The 20548-nt window shown below is 67.4% G+C and carries 14 protein-coding genes and 3 rRNA genes; 16 read left to right on the plus strand and 1 reads right to left on the minus strand.

The features are described from left to right. The first annotated feature begins 53 nt into the window (after positions 1 to 53). The 15 genes from IPM43_15545 to IPM43_15615 all read left to right on the plus strand — a co-directional run bounded on the left by IPM43_15545 (position 54) and on the right by IPM43_15615 (position 17904). Positions 54 to 1214, plus strand: coding sequence for an acetylornithine transaminase (locus IPM43_15545; GenBank protein QQS26501.1), 1161 nt, complete (start codon positions 54 to 56; stop codon positions 1212 to 1214). Next, entirely contained in the window at positions 1214 to 2113 is a 900-nt protein-coding gene (locus IPM43_15550; GenBank protein QQS24769.1) for an ornithine carbamoyltransferase, read from the plus strand. The genes IPM43_15545 and IPM43_15550 overlap by 1 nt, the downstream gene beginning before the upstream one ends. Further along, positions 2113 to 2598, plus strand: a complete 486-nt coding sequence (locus tag IPM43_15555) for an ArgR family transcriptional regulator (GenBank protein ID QQS24770.1) — start codon at positions 2113 to 2115, stop codon at positions 2596 to 2598. Before IPM43_15550 ends, IPM43_15555 begins: the two co-directional genes overlap by 1 nt. Beyond that, positions 2598 to 4010 (plus strand): argininosuccinate lyase, encoded by a 1413-nt coding sequence (gene argH, locus IPM43_15560; GenBank protein ID QQS24771.1) that lies wholly within the window; start codon positions 2598 to 2600, stop codon positions 4008 to 4010. Before IPM43_15555 ends, argH begins: the two co-directional genes overlap by 1 nt. A gap of 16 nt (positions 4011 to 4026) precedes the next feature. Then, the gene (locus IPM43_15565) at positions 4027 to 4641 is read left to right on the plus strand and encodes a MarC family protein (GenBank protein ID QQS24772.1); all 615 of its coding nucleotides are present in this window, start codon (positions 4027 to 4029) and stop codon (positions 4639 to 4641) included. A 19-nt stretch (positions 4642 to 4660) separates the two neighbouring features. Beyond that, complete coding sequence (locus IPM43_15570; GenBank protein ID QQS26502.1) at positions 4661 to 5239, plus strand: DNA-3-methyladenine glycosylase; 579 nt, start codon at positions 4661 to 4663, stop codon at positions 5237 to 5239. Further along, entirely contained in the window at positions 5236 to 6507 is a 1272-nt protein-coding gene (locus IPM43_15575) for a tyrosine--tRNA ligase (GenBank protein QQS24773.1), read from the plus strand. Before IPM43_15570 ends, IPM43_15575 begins: the two co-directional genes overlap by 4 nt. 314 nt (positions 6508 to 6821) lie before the next feature. Beyond that, positions 6822 to 8343, plus strand: a 16S ribosomal RNA gene (locus IPM43_15580). Positions 8344 to 8646: 303 nt separating this feature from the next. Beyond that, positions 8647 to 11702: ribosomal RNA gene (locus IPM43_15585) — 23S ribosomal RNA — on the plus strand. A gap of 55 nt (positions 11703 to 11757) precedes the next feature. After that, positions 11758 to 11874: ribosomal RNA gene (gene rrf / locus IPM43_15590) — 5S ribosomal RNA — on the plus strand. The 16S, 23S and 5S rRNA genes sit together here, the layout of an rRNA operon. Positions 11875 to 12365: 491 nt before the next feature. Beyond that, on the plus strand, positions 12366 to 13148 hold the full coding sequence (locus IPM43_15595; protein ID QQS24774.1) for a hypothetical protein: 783 nt from the start codon (positions 12366 to 12368) through the stop codon (positions 13146 to 13148). A 128-nt stretch (positions 13149 to 13276) separates the two neighbouring features. Then, complete coding sequence (locus IPM43_15600) at positions 13277 to 13714, plus strand: single-stranded DNA-binding protein (GenBank protein QQS24775.1); 438 nt, start codon at positions 13277 to 13279, stop codon at positions 13712 to 13714. 76 nt (positions 13715 to 13790) lie between these two features. Next, complete coding sequence (locus IPM43_15605; protein QQS24776.1) at positions 13791 to 14855, plus strand: class I fructose-bisphosphate aldolase; 1065 nt, start codon at positions 13791 to 13793, stop codon at positions 14853 to 14855. A gap of 134 nt (positions 14856 to 14989) precedes the next feature. After that, positions 14990 to 16873, plus strand: coding sequence for a 2-oxoacid:acceptor oxidoreductase subunit alpha (locus IPM43_15610; GenBank protein QQS24777.1), 1884 nt, complete (start codon positions 14990 to 14992; stop codon positions 16871 to 16873). Beyond that, positions 16870 to 17904, plus strand: coding sequence for a 2-oxoacid:ferredoxin oxidoreductase subunit beta (locus IPM43_15615; protein ID QQS24778.1), 1035 nt, complete (start codon positions 16870 to 16872; stop codon positions 17902 to 17904). Before IPM43_15610 ends, IPM43_15615 begins: the two co-directional genes overlap by 4 nt. 43 nt (positions 17905 to 17947) lie before the next feature. Here IPM43_15615 and IPM43_15620 read toward each other — a convergent pair whose 3' ends face one another. After that, positions 17948 to 19153 carry a DUF1015 domain-containing protein gene (locus tag IPM43_15620; protein QQS24779.1) on the minus strand — a complete coding sequence of 402 codons (1206 nt, stop codon included), beginning with the start codon at positions 19151 to 19153 and terminating at the stop codon, positions 17948 to 17950. Positions 19154 to 19190: 37 nt separating this feature from the next. Here IPM43_15620 and IPM43_15625 point away from each other — a divergent pair, with 37 nt between their 5' ends. Further along, the gene (locus tag IPM43_15625) at positions 19191 to 20537 is read left to right on the plus strand and encodes an HAD-IIA family hydrolase (protein ID QQS24780.1); all 1347 of its coding nucleotides are present in this window, start codon (positions 19191 to 19193) and stop codon (positions 20535 to 20537) included. Positions 20538 to 20548 lie beyond the last annotated feature (11 nt).

The following is a 20548-nucleotide window of genomic DNA, read 5'->3' on the forward strand; positions in this document are numbered from 1 at the left end:
CTTCGCAGAGCGCGCACGCCTTCGACACGTGGGGCCTCCAGGCATGCCCGTACATGCCGGTGTTCGGCCCGCCTGCGGTGATGTTCGAGCGCGGCTCGGGCACCGAGCTGTGGGACAGCACCGGACGGCGCTATCTCGACTTCTTGTCCGGCATCGCGGTCACCTCGCTCGGTCACGCTCACCCCCGGGTGGCCGCGGCCGTCGCCGAGCAGGCGAACACGCTGCTGCACGTCTCCAACTTCTTCGCCAACCCGGTGGCCACGAGGGCGGCCCTGGCACTGAACGAGCTCCTCGCCGCTGCCGGAGCCGGCGAGGGTCAGGTGTTCTTCTGCAACTCCGGCGCCGAGGCCAACGAGTGCGCGCTGAAGCTCGCCCGCAAGTTCGGCGGGCGGGGCCGCCATGTGGTCGTCAGCGCCTACGGCAGCTTCCACGGACGCACGCTCGCCACCCTCGCCGCCACCGGCCAGCCGATGAAGCACGAGCCCTTCCACCCGATGCCCGACGGCTTCCGCCACGCCGCGTGGGGAGACGTCGACGCGCTCGTCCAGGCCGTCGACTCCACCGTCAGCGCGGTGCTGATCGAGCCGGTACAGGGTGAAGGAGGCGTGCTGCCCGCACCCGAGGGCTACCTGCGCGCGATCCGTGAGCTCTGCGACCAGCGGGGCATGTTGATGATCGTCGATGAGGTGCAGACCGGTTTCGGCCGCACCGGCAAGTGGTTCGGGTTCCAGCACGCGGGCATCGCCCCCGACGTGGTCACGCTCGCCAAGGCGATCGGCAACGGCATGCCGGTCGGGGCATGCTGGGCACGCCGTGACGTCGCCCAGGTGTTCCGCCCGGGCGACCATGGCTCCACCTACAGCGGCACGCCGATCGCCACCGCGGCAGTGCTCGCCGTGATCGAGGAGATGCAGCGGATCGACGCCCCTCGTCTCGCGGTTCGGCGCGGTGAGCAGCTTGCTGCCGGCCTGCGGGCGCTGCCCGGAGTCGTCGAGGTGCGCGGCCAGGGACTGCTGCTCGGCGCGGAGCTGGTGCCGGGGCTCGATGCGAAGGCGGTCGCCGCCGGCGCACTGGACGCGGGGCTGGTCGTGAACGCGGTGACTGCATCCGCGCTGCGCCTCACCCCACCACTCACCGTCTCCGCAGCCGAGATCGACGAAGCGATGGAGACGCTGCGCGTCGTGCTCGGCGCCATCTCCGAAGGGGATCACTGATGCGCCATCTGCTCGGGGTGACCGATCTCGATCCGAGCGAGCTCGCGCTCGTGCTCGACATCGCTCGGCGCCCGATCGCGTCGCTGGGGCGCCCGCTCGAGGGCCAGGGTGCAGCGCTCATCTTCGAGAAGCCGTCCAACCGCACCCGGCACTCGATGGAGATGGCAGTGGTCCAGCTCGGCGGGCACCCGGTGTACACCCGTGGCGAAGAGGTGGGTCTCGACGTGCGTGAGCCGGTGGAGGACGTCACCCGCATCTTGAACGGCTACCACGGCCTGCTCGCCGCCCGGGTGTTCGACCACTCCGTCGTCGAGCGCATGGCGGCCGTCTCGTCCACACCGGTGGTCAACATGCTCTCCGACCGGGAACACCCTCTGCAGGCGCTGGCCGACGTGCTCACGATGGCCGCCGAGCTCGGCCCGCTGGCCGATCGCACCGTCGCCTACGTCGGCGACTACAACAACGTCGCGCGCTCGCTCGGCAGGGCAGCGGCGATGCTCGGGATGCACGTCCGCTTCGGGTGCCCGCCGGGGTTCGACGCCGGCGACGAGGACCTGGCCACGCTCGCTGCTCTCGGTGCGGCCAGCGTCGAGCAGCACCCCCGGCCCGAGGCCGCGATCAAGGGCGCCGACGCGGTGCACACCGACACGTGGACGTCGATGGGGCAGGAGGCCGAGAAGGAGGAGCGCCGCCGTGCGTTCGAGGGGTACACGGTGACGGAGGCGATGATGTCCGGCGCGGCAGTCGACGCGATCTTCATGCACTGCATGCCCGCCTACCGCGGCTTCGAGGTGGCCGCCGATGTGATCGACGGACCGCGCAGCAGGGTCATCCGCCAGGGCCACGACCGGCTGCACGCCGCGCGGGCCGCGATCGCGTTCTTGCTGGGGGTGCGGTGATGGCCACGAAGACCCAACGCCAGCAGCTCGTCGCCCGCCTGATCGGCCAGCACGGGGTGACGAACCAGGGCCAGCTCGTCGACCTGCTCGCCGGCGAGGGCATCTCCGCCACCCAGGCCACCGTCTCGCGTGACCTCGACGACCTCGGCGCGGTGAAGGTGCGGGTGCCAGGGGGTGACTCGGTGTACGCGATCCCCGAGTACGAGCCGGCCCGCCTCGCGCCCTCGGACCAGCTGCGCCGGGTGCTCGGCGAGTGGGTGGCCGAGGTGCGCAGCTCGGGCACGCTCGTCGTCGTGCGCACGCCGCCGGGGTGCGCCCACGTGGTGGGCAGCGCACTCGACCGCAGCGGCATGTCCGGGCTGATCGGCACCGTCGCCGGCGACGACACCGTGCTTTGCATCGCCGCCGAGGAGCTCGGTGGGGTCGGCCTCGCCGACCGCCTGCGTGAGCTGGCGGGTGTGAGTGGTGCCGGCGGGCGGCCCTGATGGGCGAGGGCCGCACCCTGTGGCACGGCCGCTTCGGCAGCGGGCCCGCAGAAGAGCTGCTCGCCTTCACCGCGAGCCTCGGCTTCGACCGCCGCCTGTGGCGTGACGACCTCGCCGGATCACGCGCCCACGTGCGCGGCCTCTGCCATGTGGGTCTGCTCTCCGACGACGAGCGTGACGCCGTGCTCGACGCGCTCGACACCGTCGAGCGTGAGATGGCTGCCGACGAGTTCGCGTTCGTGCCGAGCGACGAGGACATCCACACCGCGATCGAGCGGCGCGTCACCGAGCTCGCCGGGGCCGCTGGGGCCAAGCTGCACACCGGCCGCAGCCGCAACGACCAGGTGGCGACAGCGCTGCGGTTGTGGTGCAAGCGCGAGCTGGCGGCCGTCGCGGGTCGGATCCTCGGCCTGGCACGGGTGCTGCTGCAGCGCGCGGGGGAAGCGGGCGTCGGGGAAGGAGCGGTCTACCTGCCCGGATACACGCATCTCCAGCGCGCCCAGCCGATTCTGCTGGCCCACCACCTCGCGGCCCATGGGTGGGCGCTGGTGCGCGACGTCGAGCGCCTGGCGGACACCGTGGAACGTCTCGACGTGTCACCCCTAGGGGCCGGAGCGCTTGCCGGCTCCTCGCTGCCGCTCGACCCCGAGTTCACCGCCCGCGAGCTCGGTTTCGCCAGGGCGTTCGACAACTCCCTCGACGCGGTCAGCGACCGTGACTTCGTCGCCGAGGCGCTGTTCGACCTCACGCTCACGGCGGTTCACCTGTCGCGCATCGGCGAGGAGTGGGTGCTCTGGACGAGCGAGGAGTTCGGCTTCGCCCGGCTGGACGACGCCTATGCCACCGGTTCGTCGATGCTGCCGCAGAAGAAGAACCCCGACATCGCCGAGCTGGCGCGGGGCAGGGCCGGGCGCCTGATCGGCGACCTGACCGGCTTCCTCGCCACCTTGAAGGGACTGCCGCTCGCGTACAACCGTGACCTGCAGGAGGACAAGGAGCCGCTGTTCGACGCCGTCGACCAGGTCTCGCTCGCCCTCGGTGCGCTCGCCGGAATGATCGCCACCGCCACGTTCGACGCCGACGCGATGCGCGCCGGCGCCGATGCCGAGATCATGTCGGCGACCGATCTCGCCGAGTGGCTGGTGCGCGCCGGTACCCCGTTCAGGGACGCGCACGCGATCGTCGGATCCCTGGTCAGGCGCCACGTCGCCGGCGAAGGCAGCTTGCCCGACCTGGCCGGCGCCGACCCGGCACTCGGCCCGCAGGCCGCGCGGCTGATCGCTCCCGGCATGGGCGTGCAGATGCGCACCAGTCCCGGCGGCGCAGGTCCGGCCGCCGTCGGACCCCAGCTCGACAGGCTGGCGGCGGTCCTCGATCAGCTCTCCGCGCGTGTCGGGGACGCCCACCGATGAGCCCGCGGCGGGCGCGATGACCGCGCGGCTCTACGGCGAGGTGCTGGTGACCCTCTTGGTGATCATGGACCCGCCGGGCAACGTGCCGATCTTCCTCGCCGTCACGCGCCGGCTCACACCCCGCGAGCGCAACCGTGCGGCGCTGATCGCGATCGGCACCGCCTTCTTGGTGATCACGTCCTTCGCCCTTGCCGGCAAGTTGGTGCTCAGCTACTTGAACGTGTCGGTCCCCGCGCTGCAGGGCGCAGGCGGGCTGCTGCTGCTCGCCGTCGCGATGCAGCTCCTCACGGGCCAGTCCGACGAGCAGGCGGACGCGGCGGATCCCGACGAGCGGACGTCGATCGCGATGGTCCCCCTCGGCACGCCGCTGCTCGCCGGCCCGGGAGCCATCGCGGCGACGATCGTCTTCGTGAGCCGCTCCGACGGTGCTGTCGACAGGGTGGTGATCCAGCTCGCCATCGTGTCGGTGCTGTTCGTCTCGTGGCTGGCGTTGCGCTTCTCCGGCGTGGTGCTGCGGCTCATCAAGCCGACCGGCGTGCTGTTGCTCTCTCGCGTCGCCGGGCTGCTCCTTGCCGCGATCGCGGTGCAGATGGCCGCGGACTCGGTGATCGGCTTCGTCGACGCGGCCTGAGCGCTGCGTGAGCACGGCCATGACCGGGGTGCTGCCGAGGTCGTTCTACGCGAGAGACGCACTCGTCGTCGCCCCCGAGCTGCTCGGCAAGGTGCTCGCTCACGGCGCGTGCCGAGGACGGATCGTCGAGGTCGAGGCGTACCGGGAGGACGACCCGGCCAGCCACTCCCATCGCGGCCCCACGGCGCGCAACGCGACGATGTTCGGGGGCCCGGGGCGCCTGTACGTCTACTTCACCTACGGGATGCACCATTGCGCGAACGTCGTCACCGGCACCGCCGGCGACGGTCAGGCGGTGCTGCTGCGGGCCGTGGTCCCGCTCGCCGGGCTCGACGTGATGCGTGAGCGCCGCGGGCCCGAGCGGGCAGACCGCCACCTCGCCGACGGACCGGGCAAGCTCGCCCAAGCGTTCGCGCTGGATCGCGCGCTCGACGGGTGCGACCTGACGCGTGGCCCGGTGCGGTTGCTGAGCGACGGCCTCGCACCGCCGCCTCAGCCGTTGATCACCACGCGCATCGGCATCACCCGGGCCGTGGATTGGGCGTGGCGTTTCGTCGACCCGCGGCCGAGGTCGGCGTGCCAACATGGTCGGTCGTGACCGACCTGCTCGCCGACCTCCGTGCGCGAGGTCTGATCCACGACTCCACCGACCTGACCGCCTTGGCCGAGCGCCTCGCCACCGGCCCGATCGCCGTCTACGTGGGCTTCGACCCCACTGCCGACTCCCTCCACGCCGGCAACCTGCTCGGCCAGGTGATGCTGCGCCGGTTCCAGCTCGCCGGACACGTCCCGGTGGTGCTCGCCGGGGGAGCGACGGGGATGGTGGGTGACCCGGGCGGGCGCAGCGAGGAGCGGAACCTGCTCGACACCGCGACGCTCGAGCACAACGTGGCGTGCGTCAAGCGTCAGCTCGAGCGCATCCTCGACTTCTCGCCCGGCCCCACCCAGGCGCGCCTCGTCGACAACGCGGCGTGGACGGCGCCGATGTCCGTGCTCGAGTTCCTCCGCGACGTCGGCAAGTACGTCACGGTGAACCAGATGGTGGCGAAGGAATCGGTACGCGCCCGGATGGAGAGCGAGCACGGCATCTCCTACACCGAGTTCAGCTACATGCTCCTGCAGGCGAACGACTTCCGGCATCTCTGCGAGCACGAGGGGGTGGAGATGCAGATGGGCGGTTCGGACCAGTGGGGCAACATCACCGCCGGCATCGACTTGATCCGGCGCCGGCTCGGACGCAGCGCGTACGGGCTCACCTGGCCGCTGCTCGCCCGCAGCGACGGGGCGAAGATGGGCAAGTCGGCTGCCGGCGCGCTCTGGCTCGACGCGGCGAAGACGTCGCCGTACCGCTTCCATCAGCACTGGGTGCAGGTGCCCGACGACGACGTAGAGCGCCACCTGCTGCAGCTCACCCTGCGTCCGGTGGCCGAGGTGGCCGAGCTCGTCGACGCTCACCGGGGCGCGCCCGAGCAGCGACTGGCCCAGCGCGCGCTCGCCGACGACGTCACCGAGCTGGTCCACGGCAGCCAGGCGCGCGACGCCGCTGCCGGCGCGGCGGCGGTCTTGTTCGGGGGAGATCCGGCCCAGGCATCGCTCGACACGCTGGCCGCGCTCACCGCCGAAGTGCCCTCGAGTGTGGTCGCGTCGAGCGCACTCGCCGACAGCGTCGCGCTCCTCGTGGCCTGCGGCCTCGCGTCCTCCAACGGCGACGCCCGCCGGACGCTGGCCCAGGGCGGCTACCGGGTGAACGGTCGCCCGCTCGGGGCAAACGACCTGCTGAGCGACGTCGAGTTGCTGCACGGGCAGTTCCTGCTGCTGCGCCGGGGACGTACGTCACACCACCTCGTCAAGATTTCGCCTGCGTGACGTTGACGCTCCCTCGCCCGCTCGCTAGAGTTACCACTCGCCCCAAGGAGCCGGTAACGGCACCGACGGGCCCGGTACCTCCGCCCCGAGTGGCGAGTGCCCCGAGCTTCGGCTCCTTGAAAACGGAAGAGAAGATTGAACGCCAGTGCGGGCAGTCACGGACGCTTAACGCGCCTGGAGACTGCTTGTCAATTCAAAAAAAGCAGCCGGGGGCTCACCTCGGCAGCTAGGACTGCAGCACCAATCGAAGGAAAATTCCCCTTCGGTCGCTGTGGCTCACCACTAAGACGAAGTCCGGTTCGCCGGACGGGTTCTCGACGGAGAGTTTGATCCTGGCTCAGGACGAACGCTGGCGGCGTGCTTAATACATGCAAGTCGAACGAGGTTCAACCGGTGGCAACACCGGGGCAAACCTAGTGGCGAACGGGTGCGTAACACGTGAGGAACCTACCCCGGACTCTGGGATAACAGGTGGAAACACCTGCTAATACCGGATGTCATCACCACCCCGCATGGGGAGATGATGAAAGAATTTCGGTCTGGGAGGGCCTCGCGGCCTATCAGCTTGTTGGTGGGGTAATGGCCTACCAAGGCAACGACGGGTAGCTGGTCTGAGAGGATGATCAGCCACACTGGGACTGAGACACGGCCCAGACTCCTACGGGAGGCAGCAGTAGGGAATCTTGCGCAATGGGCGAAAGCCTGACGCAGCAACGCCGCGTGCGGGACGAAGGCCCTCGGGTTGTAAACCGCTTTCAGTAGGAACGAAACTGACGGTACCTGCAGAAGAAGGTGCGGCCAACTACGTGCCAGCAGCCGCGGTGATACGTAGGCACCAAGCGTTGTCCGGATTTATTGGGCGTAAAGAGCTCGTAGGCGGTTCAGTAAGTCGGGTGTGAAAACTCTGGGCTTAACCCAGAGACGCCACCCGATACTGCTGTGACTAGAGTGCGGTAGGGGAGTGGGGAATTCCTGGTGTAGCGGTGAAATGCGCAGATATCAGGAGGAACACCGGTGGCGAAGGCGGGTCTCTGGGCCGTAACTGACGCTGAGGAGCGAAAGCGTGGGTAGCAAACAGGATTAGATACCCTGGTAGTCCACGCCGTAAACGTTGGGCACTAGGTGTGGGCTCTAACCAACGGAGTCCGTGCCGTAGCTAACGCATTAAGTGCCCCGCCTGGGGAGTACGGCCGCAAGGCTAAAACTCAAAGGAATTGACGGGGGCCCGCACAAGCAGCGGAGCATGTGGATTAATTCGATGCAACGCGAAGAACCTTACCTGGGTTTGACATGTACGGAAAAGCCGCAGAGATGCGGTGTCCTTCGGGGTCGTACACAGGTGGTGCATGGCTGTCGTCAGCTCGTGTCGTGAGATGTTGGGTTAAGTCCCGCAACGAGCGCAACCCTTGTCCTATGTTGCCAGCGGATTATGCCGGGGACTCGTAGGAGACTGCCGGGGTCAACTCGGAGGAAGGTGGGGATGACGTCAAGTCATCATGCCCCTTATGTCCAGGGCTTCACACATGCTACAATGGCCGGTACAAAGGGCTGCGATACCGCGAGGTGGAGCGAATCCCAAAAAGCCGGTCTCAGTTCGGATTGGGGTCTGCAACTCGACCCCATGAAGTCGGAGTCGCTAGTAATCGCAGATCAGCAACGCTGCGGTGAATACGTTCCCGGGCCTTGTACACACCGCCCGTCACGTCACGAAAGTCGGTAACACCCGAAGCCGGTGGCCTAACCGCAAGGAAGGAGCCGTCGAAGGTGGGGTCGGTGATTGGGGTGAAGTCGTAACAAGGTAGCCGTACCGGAAGGTGCGGCTGGATCACCTCCTTTCTAAGGAGAACATCTTGGAACCGTTGAGTGGACGCATGAGCCACCCGGAACCGAGACACTCCCAGTTGGTGCACTGGCGGGTCGATCCTTCGATGACCATCGGTCGAGGAACTAATCCTCCCGACGGCCTTCGCAGTGTCGACTCGATCTTCTCTTCCGTTTTGAGGGAGTCGTTTTCTTCCTCAGCACCGACGCGTCCGGGCTCATTCGAGCTCAGTCGACGCCTCCTGCACCTCCAGCCAAGCGCTGTCGACTGGTGCGGTGCTCCTTGAGAACTGCAGAGCAAGCACGAGCATCTTGTTCTTCCAAGCTACAAAGAGCCAACGGTGGATGCCTTGGCGCCAAGAACCGATGAAGGACGTGGGCGACTGCGAGAAGCCACGGGAAGCCGTCTACCAGGCAATGATCCGTGGATGTCCGAATGGGGAAACCCGGCACTCGTCATGGAGTGTCACCCCGGTCTGAATACATAGGGCCGGAGGAGGGAACCAGGGGAATTGAAACATCTCAGTACCCTGAGGAAAGGAAAGCAACCGCGACTCCGTCAGTAGTGGCGAGCGAAAGCGGAATAGGCTAAACCGTGTCAGTGTCAAACCTGGTGGTATTGCTGACGCGGGGTTGTGGGACCAAAAGAGACGGCACCAGACGTCTCACGGAGTTAACAAGCTGCTGTGTAGTGGAACGGCTCTGGAAAGGCCGGCCGTAGTGGGTAACAGCCCCGTACACGAAACACACGCAGCCTCCGTTTGGGATCCCAAGTAACGCCGGGACCGTGAAAACCGGCGTGAATCCGCGAGGACCACCTCGTAAGCCTAAGTATTCCTTGGCGACCGATAGCGAACCAGTACCGTGAGGGAAAGGTGAAAAGCACCCCGGGAGGGGAGTGAAATAGTACCTGAAACCGTTGGTTTACAAGCAGTCAGAGCGTCGTCACCTTACGGTGGGGTGATGGCGTGCCTTTTGAAGAATGAGCCTGCGAGTTATGGTACGTGGCAAGGTTAACCCGTTGAGGGGGAGCCGGAGCGAAAGCGAGTCTGAATAGGGCGTTTAGTCGCGTGCTGTAGACCCGAAGCCAAGTGATCTAGCCATGAGCAGGTTGAAGCGGGGGTAAGACCCCGTGGAGGACCGAACCCACGTCAGTTGAAAATGGCGGGGATGAGCTGTGGGTAGGGGTGAAAGGCCAATCAAACTCCGTGATAGCTGGTTCTCCCCGAAATGCATTTAGGTGCAGCGTCGTGTGTTCAGTGCCGGAGGTAGAGCACTGGATGGGTTAGGGGGCCTACAAGCTTACCGACCCCAGCCAAACTCCGAATGCCGGTACTCCAGAGCACGGCAGTGAGTCCACGGGGGATGAGCTTCGTTGGACAAAAGGGAAACAGCCCAGACCACCAGCTAAGGCCCCTAATTCAGGACTAAGTGGAAAACGATGTGGGATTGCCCAGACAACCAGGAGGTTGGCTTAGAAGCAGCCACCCTTGAAAGAGTGCGTAATAGCTCACTGGTCGAGTGATCCTGCGCGGACAATGTAACGGGGCTCAAGTCCTGAGCCGAAGCTATGGACTTCCACGTATGTGGGAGTGGTAGAGGAGCGTCGATGATGCTGAGAAGCTTCGGGGTGACCCGGGGTGGAGCGTCATCGAGTGAGAATGCAGGCATGAGTAGCGAGAGAGGGGTGAGAAACCCCTCCGCCGAAAGCCCAAGGGTTCCTGGGGAAGGCTAATCCTCCCAGGGTGAGTCGGGAGCTAAGGCGAGGCCGAAAGGCGTAGTCGATGCACAACTGGTTGATATTCCAGTACCACCGTGTCCGCGCCAAGCCCAAGATCGGCGACGTGGGGGCTGCTCCTTCGGGAGCGATCCCATTGAGCTGGTGGCGGGTAACTGAAGAGGGACGCAGGAGGGTAGGTGAACCGGGGCGATGGTTGTCCCCGGGTAAGCGCGTAGGAGGGTCCCGATGAGAGTTGGGGCCATAACTCTGAGACGTGATGCCGAGCCGCAACAGGCGAAGTCACTGATCCCATGCTGCCGAGAAAATCTCAGCAGTGAGTTGGCACGGTGCCCGTACCCCAAACCGACACAGGTGGGCGGGTAGAGAATACCAAGGCGATCGGGAGAACTGTAGTTAAGGAACTCGGCAAATTACCTCCGTAACTTCGGGAGAAGGAGGACCCTCTGAAGTGACGGACTTCGCGTCCTGAGCTCCAGGGGGTGGCACAGACCAGGGGGTAGCGACTGTTTACCAAAAACACAGCAGCGTGCGAAGCCGTAAGGCGCTGTATACGCTGTGACGCCTGCCCAATGCTGGAAGGTCACGGGGAATGGTTAGCCGCAAGGCGAAGCTGTGAACCTAAGCCCCAGTAAACGGCGGTGGTAACTATAACCATCCTAAGGTAGCGAAATTCCTTGTCGGGTAAGTTCCGACCTGCACGAATGGCGTAACGACTTCTCCACTGTCTCAACCATAGACTCGGCGAAATTGCACTACGAGTAAAGATGCTCGTTTGCTGCGGAAGGACGGAGAGACCCCATGGACCTTTACTACAACTTGGTGTTGAGCTTTGACCTGCGTTGTGTAGGATAGGTGGGAGACTTGGAAGCGGTGGCGCTAGCCATCGTGGAGTCATCGTTGAAATACCACCCTGCGTATGTCGGGGCTCTAACTTTGGACCGTGATCCGGTTCAGGGACAGCGCCAGGCGGGTAGTTTGACTGGGGCGGTCGCCTCCTAAATTGTAACGGAGGCGCCCAAAGGTTCCCTCAGGCTGGTTGGCAATCAGCCGTCGAGTGCAATGACACAAGGGAGCTTGACTGCGAGACTGACAGGTCAAGCAGGCGCGAAAGCGGGGCATAGTGACCCGGCCATGGCTTGTGGAAGCGTGGTCGCTCAACGGATAAAAGGTACCCTGGGGATAACAGGCTAATCTTTCCCAAGAGTCCATATCGACGGAAAGGTTTGGCACCTCGATGTCGGCTCATCGCATCCTGGGGCTGAAGCAGGTCCCAAGGGTTGGGCTGTTCGCCCATTAAAGCGGTACGCGAGCTGGGTTCAGAACGTCGTGAGACAGTTCGGTCCCTATCCTCCGCAGCCGTAGGAGTGTTGAGGAAGGCTGTCCCTAGTACGAGAGGACCGGGACGGACGTAGCTCTGGTGTGTCTGTTGTCCTGCCAAGGGCACGGCAGATTAGCCACCTACGGAAGGGATAACCGCTGAAAGCATCTAAGCGGGAAGCCCGTTCCAAGATGAGCACTCCCATGCGGTCAACGCAGTAAGGCCCGTGACAAGACCATCACGTTGATAGGCCGGAGGTGTAAGCACGGTAACGTGTTGAGCCGACCGGTACTAATCGGCCGAGGGCTTGGTTGAACATCGCTCGTGCTTGCTCTGGAGTCCTCGGGGAGACCCGAGTTGACAACCGATTTCCGGTGGCCATGGCGGCGGGGTCACACCCGTTCCCATCCCGAACACGGCAGTTAAGCCCGCCAGCGCCGATGGTACTTGGGGGTAGACCCCCTGGGAGAGTAGGACGCCGCCGGATTTCTCTCTAGCAAGCGCCCCCGCACCGTCGGGGGCGTTTGTCGTTTTCGACGTTCGACGGCCGCACCGCCCTAGGCTCACCGGGCACTTATGACGAGCGACGGATCCGCCCGACGGGCACCACGCGGCGCTGGCCGACCGAGCAACCCGGCCCGCGCGCGCCAGGCCTCCGGGGGCACGCGCCGAGCCGAGGGTGGCGATGCCCGCAAGGCGGGTGGGAGCGCGAAGTGGTCCGGCGCGAAGGGCCAGCGCTCCGGCTCCGGCCAGCGCTCCGGCCCCGACAAGCGCACCAGCTCGGACAAGCGCACCAGCTCGGATAGGCGCACCAGTGGCTCGTCACGGTCTGGCCCTCCCGGGCGGCGCTCGGGTTCGGACGAACGTCGGGGATCGACGAGCCGCGGTGGCGAGCGGGCTGCTCCTCGGCGGCCGAAGACCGCAGCAGAAGAACGTGCCGGCGAGATCCGTGCACGCGGTGGCGGAGGCGGGCCGAAGGTGCAAAGTGCCCCGCCGGATCGCTCGCAAGAGATCCTCTGGGTCGACGAGGGCTCGGTGCGTTCGGCGGCCGAAGGAGCCGCCCGAAGAGGCGCCGAGCGAGACGATGCGCAGCCGCCGTCGACGGAGCGGCCCCGGCGACGCCGCACAGGTGCGCTTTCGCCGGACACGGTCGGTGCTGTCGAGCGCAGGGTCGGGCCGAGGCGGGCCGAGAAGCTCACCCCGATCCTGCTCGAGGCCCAGGTCGCGCTCGACCGAGAGCGCTTCGGAGACGCCCGGCGCATCGCCGCGTCGCTGCTGCCGGAGCTGTCCGAGGTGGCCGAGGTGCACGAGGTGGTCGGCCTTGCCGCCTACCGCCTCGGCCGCTGGCGCGAAGCGGCGAACGCGCTCGAAGCCAGCCGCGCCCTCGGCGGACCGCCAGAAGACATGCCTGTGCTCGCCGACTGCTACCGCGCGCTGCGCCGCTACGCCAAGGTCGACGAGATCTGGGCCGCGATCCGCGCGAGCTCACCGAGCCCGGCGGTGATGGCCGAAGGGCGCATCGTCGCCGCAGGAGCGCTTGCCGACAGGGGCGACCTCGCGGCAGCGATCCGGGCCATGGGCTCGGCCGGCGACAAGACGAGGCGCGTGCGTGAGCACCACCTGCGGTCGTGGTACTTCCTGGCCGATCTCTACGACCGCTCCGGAGATGCCCTCGCGGCCCGTGAGCTGTTCGCTCGGGTCGTCGCCCACGACGCCGAGTTCGCCGACGTGCAAGACCGCCTCCGCGCCCTCGGGCGGTGAGCGCTGGCCCCTGGGGCGCTTGCTGCAACACCCCGGCGCGACACTCACTCTGCTTCCCCCACTTCGGCGATCGGAGCCCGCTCCGCTCGCCCGATTCGCAGACACATGCACGAGGGGAGCCACACCAAATGCCCACAGCACTTCAACCGTCGATCAACATCGTCGTCCTGGTAGGTCGGGTGAGAGCGGCGCCGGTGATGCGCACGCTGGCCGACGGAGCTCAGCTGGTCACTTTCGACCTGGTGACGAGCTCGAGCGCGGACGATGCCGCTACCGCGAATGCGGCCGGTAATTCCCGCCCCGTTGCGCACACGGTCCCGGTCGTGTGGCGCCCCGACGCCGGAAGCGACGTGCCCCAAGTCCAAGAAGGTGACCTGCTCGTCGTGGTCGGCAGCGTCGCTCGGCGGTTCTTCCGCAGTGGTGGCACGACGCTCTGGCGCACCGACGTCGTCGCCGAGCACGTGGCCGGCGCCCCCTCGGCCACGCTCGCGCGCCGGCGAGTGGGCGAGCTGGAAGCAGCCGCACTGGGGATGCTACGAGGGGGTCGGATACGCTCGCGCGCATAAGCGCCCCGTCCCCCTCGTCACGGTTGGCGTGACGGGCGCAGCAGTTGCGAACGAACGACGACACACCAAGGAGACGATGGTGGAAAGCAAGGATCTGCTCGGCCTGCTCGGCGACGAGGCCGAGGACCTGCTCGGCTACAAGTGCGCCGGCATCACCCGTGATCAGCTCATCGAGCCCGGTCCGGACTTCATCGACCGTGTCGTGTCACACAGCGATCGCAGTCCTACCGTGCTGCGCAACCTCGGACACCTCTACGGCAGCGGGCGCCTCGCGGGGTCTGGTTACGTCTCCATCCTGCCCGTCGACCAGGGCATCGAGCACTCGGCCGCGGCCAGCTTCGCTCCGAACCCTGCCTACTTCGACCCGGCCAACATCTGCAGGCTGGCGATCGAGGGCGGCTGCAACGCGGTGGCCACCACGTTCGGGGTGCTCGGCTCGGTTAGCCGCCAGTTCGCCCACAAGATCCCGTTCATCGTGAAGATGAACCACAACGAGCTGCTGACCTATCCCAACCAGTTCGACCAGGTGATGTTCGGCTCGGCCAAGCAGGCATACGACCTCGGCGCGGTGGGCGTCGGCGCGACGATCTACTTCGGTTCCGAGCAGTCGACCCGCCAGCTCCAAGAGGTGGCGGAGATGTTCAAAGAGGCCCATGACCTCGGCATGTTCACCGTGCTGTGGTGCTACCTGCGCAACCCCGAGTTCAAGCGCGACGGGGTCGACTACCACGTGGCGGCCGACCTCACCGGCCAGGCCAACCACCTCGGCGTCACGCTCGAGGCCGACATCATCAAGCAGAAGGCTCCCGAGGTGAACGGCGGCTACAACGCGCTCGCCAACTACGGCAAGACCTCCAAGCTCGTCTACGAGTCCCTCGTCAGTGACCACCCGATCGACCTCACCCGCTGGCAGGTGGCCAACTGCTACATGGGACGCATCGGGCTGATCAACTCCGGTGGGGAGAGCAAGGGCGCGGGCGACCTCGCTGCGGCCGTGCGCACGGCGGTGATCAACAAGCGCGCCGGCGGGCAGGGCCTGATCTCTGGGCGCAAGGCGTTCCAGCGCCCGATGGAAGAAGGCGTCGAGCTGCTGCACGCCATCCAGGACGTGTATCTGGACGCGAGCGTCACCATCGCCTGAGCCGAGGAAGAGCGCGATGCGGGACCAAGGTCCCGTTGTCGCGATCTTTCCGTGGTCGTCGGGCAGGGGCCGTGTACCGTGGTCCCACGAGCTGGCAGCGTGGCCAGCGGAGATGTCCAGGGAGATCCACTGCTATGAGCGACCTGGCCGAGGATCGCACCGACGAGCCCCAGCCAACCGAGCTCGTCCATCGGGTGGTCGTCCGCTTCGCGGGTGATTCCGGCGACGGCATGCAGCTCACCGGGGACCGGTTCACGTCGGTCAGCGCGCTGTTCGGCAACGACCTGTCGACGTTGCCCGACTTCCCGGCCGAGATCCGCGCCCCCGCAGGCACGGTGCACGGCGTGTCCAGCTTCCAGGTGCACATCGCCGACCAGGAGATCTCGACTCCCGGCGACGCGCCGAACGTGCTGGTGGCGATGAACCCTGCCGCGCTGCGTGCCGACCTGCCGCGCCTCGAACCCGGCGGGCTCGTGATCGTCAACGAGGACACGTTCGAAGAGCGTGACCTGCACAAGGCCGGCTACCAGTCGAACCCGCTCGAAGACGACACCCTGCGCTCCTATCGCGTGGTGCGGGTGCCGATGACGACTCTCACGAAGGAGGTCGCGGTACCTCTTGGCGTCAAGCCGCGCGACGCCGATCGCTCGAAGAACTTCTTCGCGCTGGGGCTGATCTCGTGGTTGTATTCGCGCCCGACCGAGCCCACCGTCGAGTGGATCGAGCAGCGCTTCGCCGACGACCTCGTTCGCTCCGCCAACACGGCCGCGTTCAAGGCCGGCTACCACTTCGGCGAGACGACAGATCTGTTCCACCATCGCTACGAGGTCCCCGCCGCCAAGCAGGAGCCGGGCGAGTACACGAACATCACCGGCAACGTCGCGCTCGCCTGGGGTGTCGTCGCCGCCGGGCAGCTCGCCAAGCTGGCGGTGTTCTTGGGGTCGTACCCGATCACACCGGCGTCGGACATCCTTCACGAGCTGTCCAAGCTGAAGCACTTCGGCGTGCGCACCGTGCAGGCCGAAGACGAGATCGCAGCCGTCGGGATGGCCCTCGGCGCAGCATTCGGCGGCCAGCTCGGCGTCACCACCACGAGCGGGCCGGGAGTGGCACTGAAGAGCGAGACGATCAGCCTCGCCGTGTCGCTCGAGCTGCCGCTGCTCGTGATCGACATCCAGCGGGGCGGGCCCTCCACCGGGTTGCCGACGAAGACCGAGGCCGCCGACCTGCAGCTGGCGCTCTACGGCCGCCACGGCGAGGCGCCATTGCCGGTGGTGGCCGCGCGGAGCCCGGCGCACTGCTTCGAGGCCGCGATCGAAGCCGCGCGGATCGCGTTGAAGTACCGCACACCGGTGATCCTGCTCTCCGACGGCTACCTCGCGAACGGCTCGGAGCCGTGGCGCCTGCCCGACGTTTCGACACTGCCCGACATCTCGGTGCGCCAGGCGACCGAGCCCAACCACACCCGCGCCGACGGCACGGCCGAGTTCTGGCCATACCTGCGCGACCCCGACACGCTCGCCCGCCCGTGGGCGGTGCCCGGCACCCCGCTGCTGATGCACCGGGTCGGCGGGATCGAGAAGGAAGACGGCTCGGGCAACATCTGCTACACGCCCGACAACCACGAGCGGATGGTGCAGCTCCGCGCGACGAAGATCGCCCACATCTGCCACGACATCGCGCCGGCCGAGGTCGACGGCGACATCGACGCCGAAGTGTGCGTACTCGGCTGGGGCTCCACCTGGGGCGCGATCGGCGATGCCGTGCGCCGCACACGAGAAGACGGGCACCCGGTGGCGTGGGTGCACCTCACCCACCTCAACCCCTTGCCGGCGAACCTCGGCGAGGTGTTGCATCGCTACCGGCACATCATCGTCCCCGAGCTCAACTCGGGTCACCTGTGCCGCCTGGTGCGCGCCGAATACCTGGTAGATGCCCGCCCGGTGACGAAGATGCAGGGCTTGCCGTTCACCGCCCGCGAACTCGTCGCGGCGATCGAGGAGGCCGCGAACAGATGACCGACACCGTTGCCCCCACCGCTGCGAGGATCACCACCAAGAAGGACTGGGCCACCGACCAAGAGGTGCGCTGGTGCCCAGGGTGCGGTGACTACGGGATCCTCCAGGCCGTGCAACAGCTCATGCCCGAGCTCGGCCTGCTGCCCGAGGAGACCGTGTTCGTTTCCGGCATCGGGTGTTCGAGTCGCTTCCCGTACTACATGAACACCTACGGGATGCACTCCATCCACGGGCGCGCGCCGGCGATCGCGACCGGCTTGAAGACCGCCCGCCCCGAGCTCGACGTGTGGGTGGTCACCGGCGACGGCGACGCGCTGTCGATCGGCGGGAACCACTTGATCCACGCCCTGCGACGCAACGTGAACCTCACCATCTTGTTGTTCAACAACCGCATCTACGGGTTGACGAAGGGGCAGTTCTCGCCCACCTCGGAGCTCGGCAAGGTGACCAAGTCATCGCCGCTCGGCTCCGTGGACCCTCCGTTCAACCCGCTCGCCGTGGCCCTTGGCGCCGAAGCCAGCTTCGTCGCTCGCACCCACGACCTCGACCGCAAGCACATGATGGAGATCTTCCGCGCCGCCCACGGCCACCAGGGTGCGGCGTTCGTCGAGATCTACCAGAACTGCAACGTGTTCAACGACGCCGCCTTCTCCGACGTCACCGGGCGCGACCAGCGAGAAGAGATGCTGATCGACCTGCGCCACGGCCAGCCCGTGCGCTTCGGCAAGGACGGACACCGCGGCGTGGTCGCCGGCGCCGACGGCCGCCTGCACATCGTCGAGGTGGCCGAGGTCGGCGAGGACAAGATCCTCGTCCACGACGCCCACCGCAACGAGCCGAGCCTTGCTTTCGCGCTGGCCCGGCTCAGCCACGACGACCACTCACCGACCCCGATGGGCATCTTCCGCCAGGTGGAACGCCCCGAGTACTCGAGCGCAGTGGACGACCAGGTCACCCGTGCCACAGAGCGAAAGGGCAGCGGCGACATCGCCGAGCTGCTGCGGTCCAACGGCACATGGCGGGTGGGCTGACGTAGACCGAGACCGGCGCGGGCTGAGTCCCGCGCCGTCGCGCTCAGACCGTCGCGTCGATCGGGCGCACGACGAGTCCCGTGCGCAGCTTGGGCGTGAAGAACGTCGACTTCGGCGGCATCAGCAGGCCCTCGGCCGCCGTGCGGCGGATCTCGGTCACGCCCACCGGACGGATCAGGACCGCGGCCGTTGCCCGCGCGGTGCTCAGCGCGTCGAGCACGTGTCCCACCCCGTGCTGGTAGCTCACCTCGTGCGCGACACCGTCGAGTGCCGCTTCGAGGCGTGCGCCGTCGAGGTCTCGCACGCCGGAAAGCGCATCGGCGCGGGGGCGCATCCAGGTGCCCTCACCTGTGGGCCCGACCAGCACCAGCGCGCCGCGCGCGTCCATCTCTGCGACGATCGCGTCCGTCACCAGGCCCGCTTGCTCCGTCTCGAACGAAGCGCTGAGCGCCGCGAGAAGATCGTCGTGGGAGATCCCGCTGTAGAGGCGGTGGATCGCGTCGACGCTCAGCTGCTCGGCGACGAGCTCGCCGACGTAGGCCAACGTCAGCTCCGCGCCGGAGTCGGTGCGTCCCGACGCCGCTCGCACCTCGTCGCGGTACGTGCGGCTGATCGAGTAGCGGTGGTGCCCGTCGGCGAGCAACACCGGCGCCGAGCCGACGAGCGTGGCGATCTGTGCCACGCGGGACCTGTCGTCGATGCGCTCCACCGTGTGGGTGACCCCGTCGACGACGACCGTGCCGACGACCTCGCCCGGCTGCTCGAGCAGCGCCGACAGGCCCGCCGCGAGCGACAGCCCCCACACCGCCGAGAGGTTCGCCCGGGTGGCCCGCGTCAGCTCCAGCCGGTCGGACGCCGCCTTCGGAGTGGTGCGCTCGTGGGGGAGCACCCCTCCCGCGCCTTCGTCGACCACCTCCAGCGCGCCGAGGACGCCCACCGTCACCCGCGGCCGCCCGGAGCCGTCGGTGAACGCCATCCTGTACACCGTGAACGACTCGCCGGCGTCGGGCACGAGGATCCCTTCGCGGACCCAGGCTCCGAGCCGCTCGGCTGCGGCCCGGTAGCGGTCGGGGCCGTCGGCTTCGCGGGGCACGTCCACACGGACGATGTTGTAGGGGCTGCGCGCGGCCAGAGCGTCGACATCGGAGTCGGAGAGCACGTCGTACGGCGGCGCGCTCAGCGCGTCGAGCGAGGCGTGTGCGGCCGAGGTGTCGTAGCGGAGGGCAGCGAAGGGCTCGAAGCGGGGCACCCGACCAGCCTGGCACCGCGCGTGCCAGCATCACCAGGTGCCCGAGGATCGCGTGCCCGCTCCTGCCCCTGTGCTCTGCGACCTCGACGGCGTGATCTGGCTCGCCCATGTGCCGATCCCCGGCTCGGTGCAGGCCGTCGCTCGCTTGCGCGGGGCCGGCCACAGGGTGCTGTTCGTGACGAACAACTCGACCGCGACGGTGGCGGCGAGCGAAGCCGCGCTGGAGCGCATCGGCGTGCACGCTGCGGGCGACGTGCTCACGTCCGCGACCGCGGCCGCACGGCTGATCGAGCCGGGAGAACGGGTCCTGGTGGTCGGCGAGGAGGGTTTGCGCGAGGCCGTCGAGGGACGTGAGGCGGTGCCGATCGACCCGGCGGCGATCGACGAGGCGATCGCGGCCGGCGAGGTCGACGCGGTGCTCGTCGGGATGTGCCGCCACTTCACGTACGAGCTGTTACGCCAGGGCGCGAGCGCTGTTCGTTCCGGCGCTCGCCTGATCGCGAGCAACGACGACGCCACGTATCCGACGCCGAGTGGTGAGGTGCCCGGCGGCGGCTCGATCGTGGCCGCGATCCGCACGGCGGCGGGGGCCGAGCCGACGATCGCCGGCAAGCCGCACGAGTCCATGGCGGAGCTGGTGCGCGAGGCGCTGGGCACCGACACGGCGGCAGCGGTGATGGTCGGGGATCGTCCGGGTACGGACGGTTCCTTCGCGCGGCGCCTCGGCTGCCGTTACGCATTGGTCCGTTCCGGGGTCACCCCCGCCGGCGACGAGGTGCTGCCCGCGCCGGAGTTCGACGTCCGTGACCTCGCCGAGCTCGCGCACGTCTTGATCGCCGGTGAGCACCCACCGCACGCCCCGTCCAACCGAGTGGGTACGCTCTCGGTCATGGCAGACAACCTGATCAAGCGCCTCCTCGACGCCGGCGTGCAGTTCACCGAGACCTCGCGAGATCGCGCCGAGTCCTTGGTGCGTGAGCTCTCCGACAGCGGAGAGATGCGGCGCAAGGACGCCGAGCGCATCGTCAACGACCTCGTCGAGCGTGGACGCGAGTCGACCGAGCAGTTCATCGCCACCGTGCGCCGTGAGGTCGCGAAGCAGATGGACCTCATGGCCGAGCGGATGGACGACGTCGAAGGCCGCTTGGACGACCTCGCCAAGAAGATCGGGATGGGCACGCGCTCTGGCCGCTCGGCGAAGAAGGCGCCCGCCAAGAAGGCGCCCGCCAAGAAGGCACCGGCCAAGAAGGCCCCCGCGAAGAAGGCCCCGGCCAAGAAGGCCCCCGCGAAGAAGGCCCCGGCCAAGAAGGCGCCCGCCAAGAAGGCCCCGGCCAAGAAGGCACCGGCACGGAAGGCGCCGGCGAAGAAGGCCGCCGCGCGCTAGGCCAGGTCTGG

It is taken from the genome of Actinomycetota bacterium, from assembly GCA_016700055.1.
In the GTDB taxonomy this organism is placed as follows: domain Bacteria; phylum Actinomycetota; class Acidimicrobiia; order Acidimicrobiales; family Ilumatobacteraceae; genus Kalu-18.

Coding starts and splice junctions, on each gene's coding strand:
- IPM43_15605 (QQS24776.1), top strand. CDS start 13,791: ATGGTGGAAAGCAAGGATCTGCTCGGCCTGCTCGGCGACGAGGCCGAG.
- IPM43_15555 (QQS24770.1), top strand. CDS start 2,113: ATGGCCACGAAGACCCAACGCCAGCAGCTCGTCGCCCGCCTGATCGGC.
- IPM43_15600 (QQS24775.1), top strand. CDS start 13,277: ATGCCCACAGCACTTCAACCGTCGATCAACATCGTCGTCCTGGTAGGT.
- IPM43_15570 (QQS26502.1), top strand. CDS start 4,661: ATGACCGGGGTGCTGCCGAGGTCGTTCTACGCGAGAGACGCACTCGTC.
- IPM43_15615 (QQS24778.1), top strand. CDS start 16,870: ATGACCGACACCGTTGCCCCCACCGCTGCGAGGATCACCACCAAGAAG.
- IPM43_15610 (QQS24777.1), top strand. CDS start 14,990: ATGAGCGACCTGGCCGAGGATCGCACCGACGAGCCCCAGCCAACCGAG.
- IPM43_15565 (QQS24772.1), top strand. CDS start 4,027: ATGACCGCGCGGCTCTACGGCGAGGTGCTGGTGACCCTCTTGGTGATC.
- argH (QQS24771.1), top strand. CDS start 2,598: ATGGGCGAGGGCCGCACCCTGTGGCACGGCCGCTTCGGCAGCGGGCCC.
- IPM43_15550 (QQS24769.1), top strand. CDS start 1,214: ATGCGCCATCTGCTCGGGGTGACCGATCTCGATCCGAGCGAGCTCGCG.
- IPM43_15545 (QQS26501.1), top strand. CDS start 54: ATGCCGGTGTTCGGCCCGCCTGCGGTGATGTTCGAGCGCGGCTCGGGC.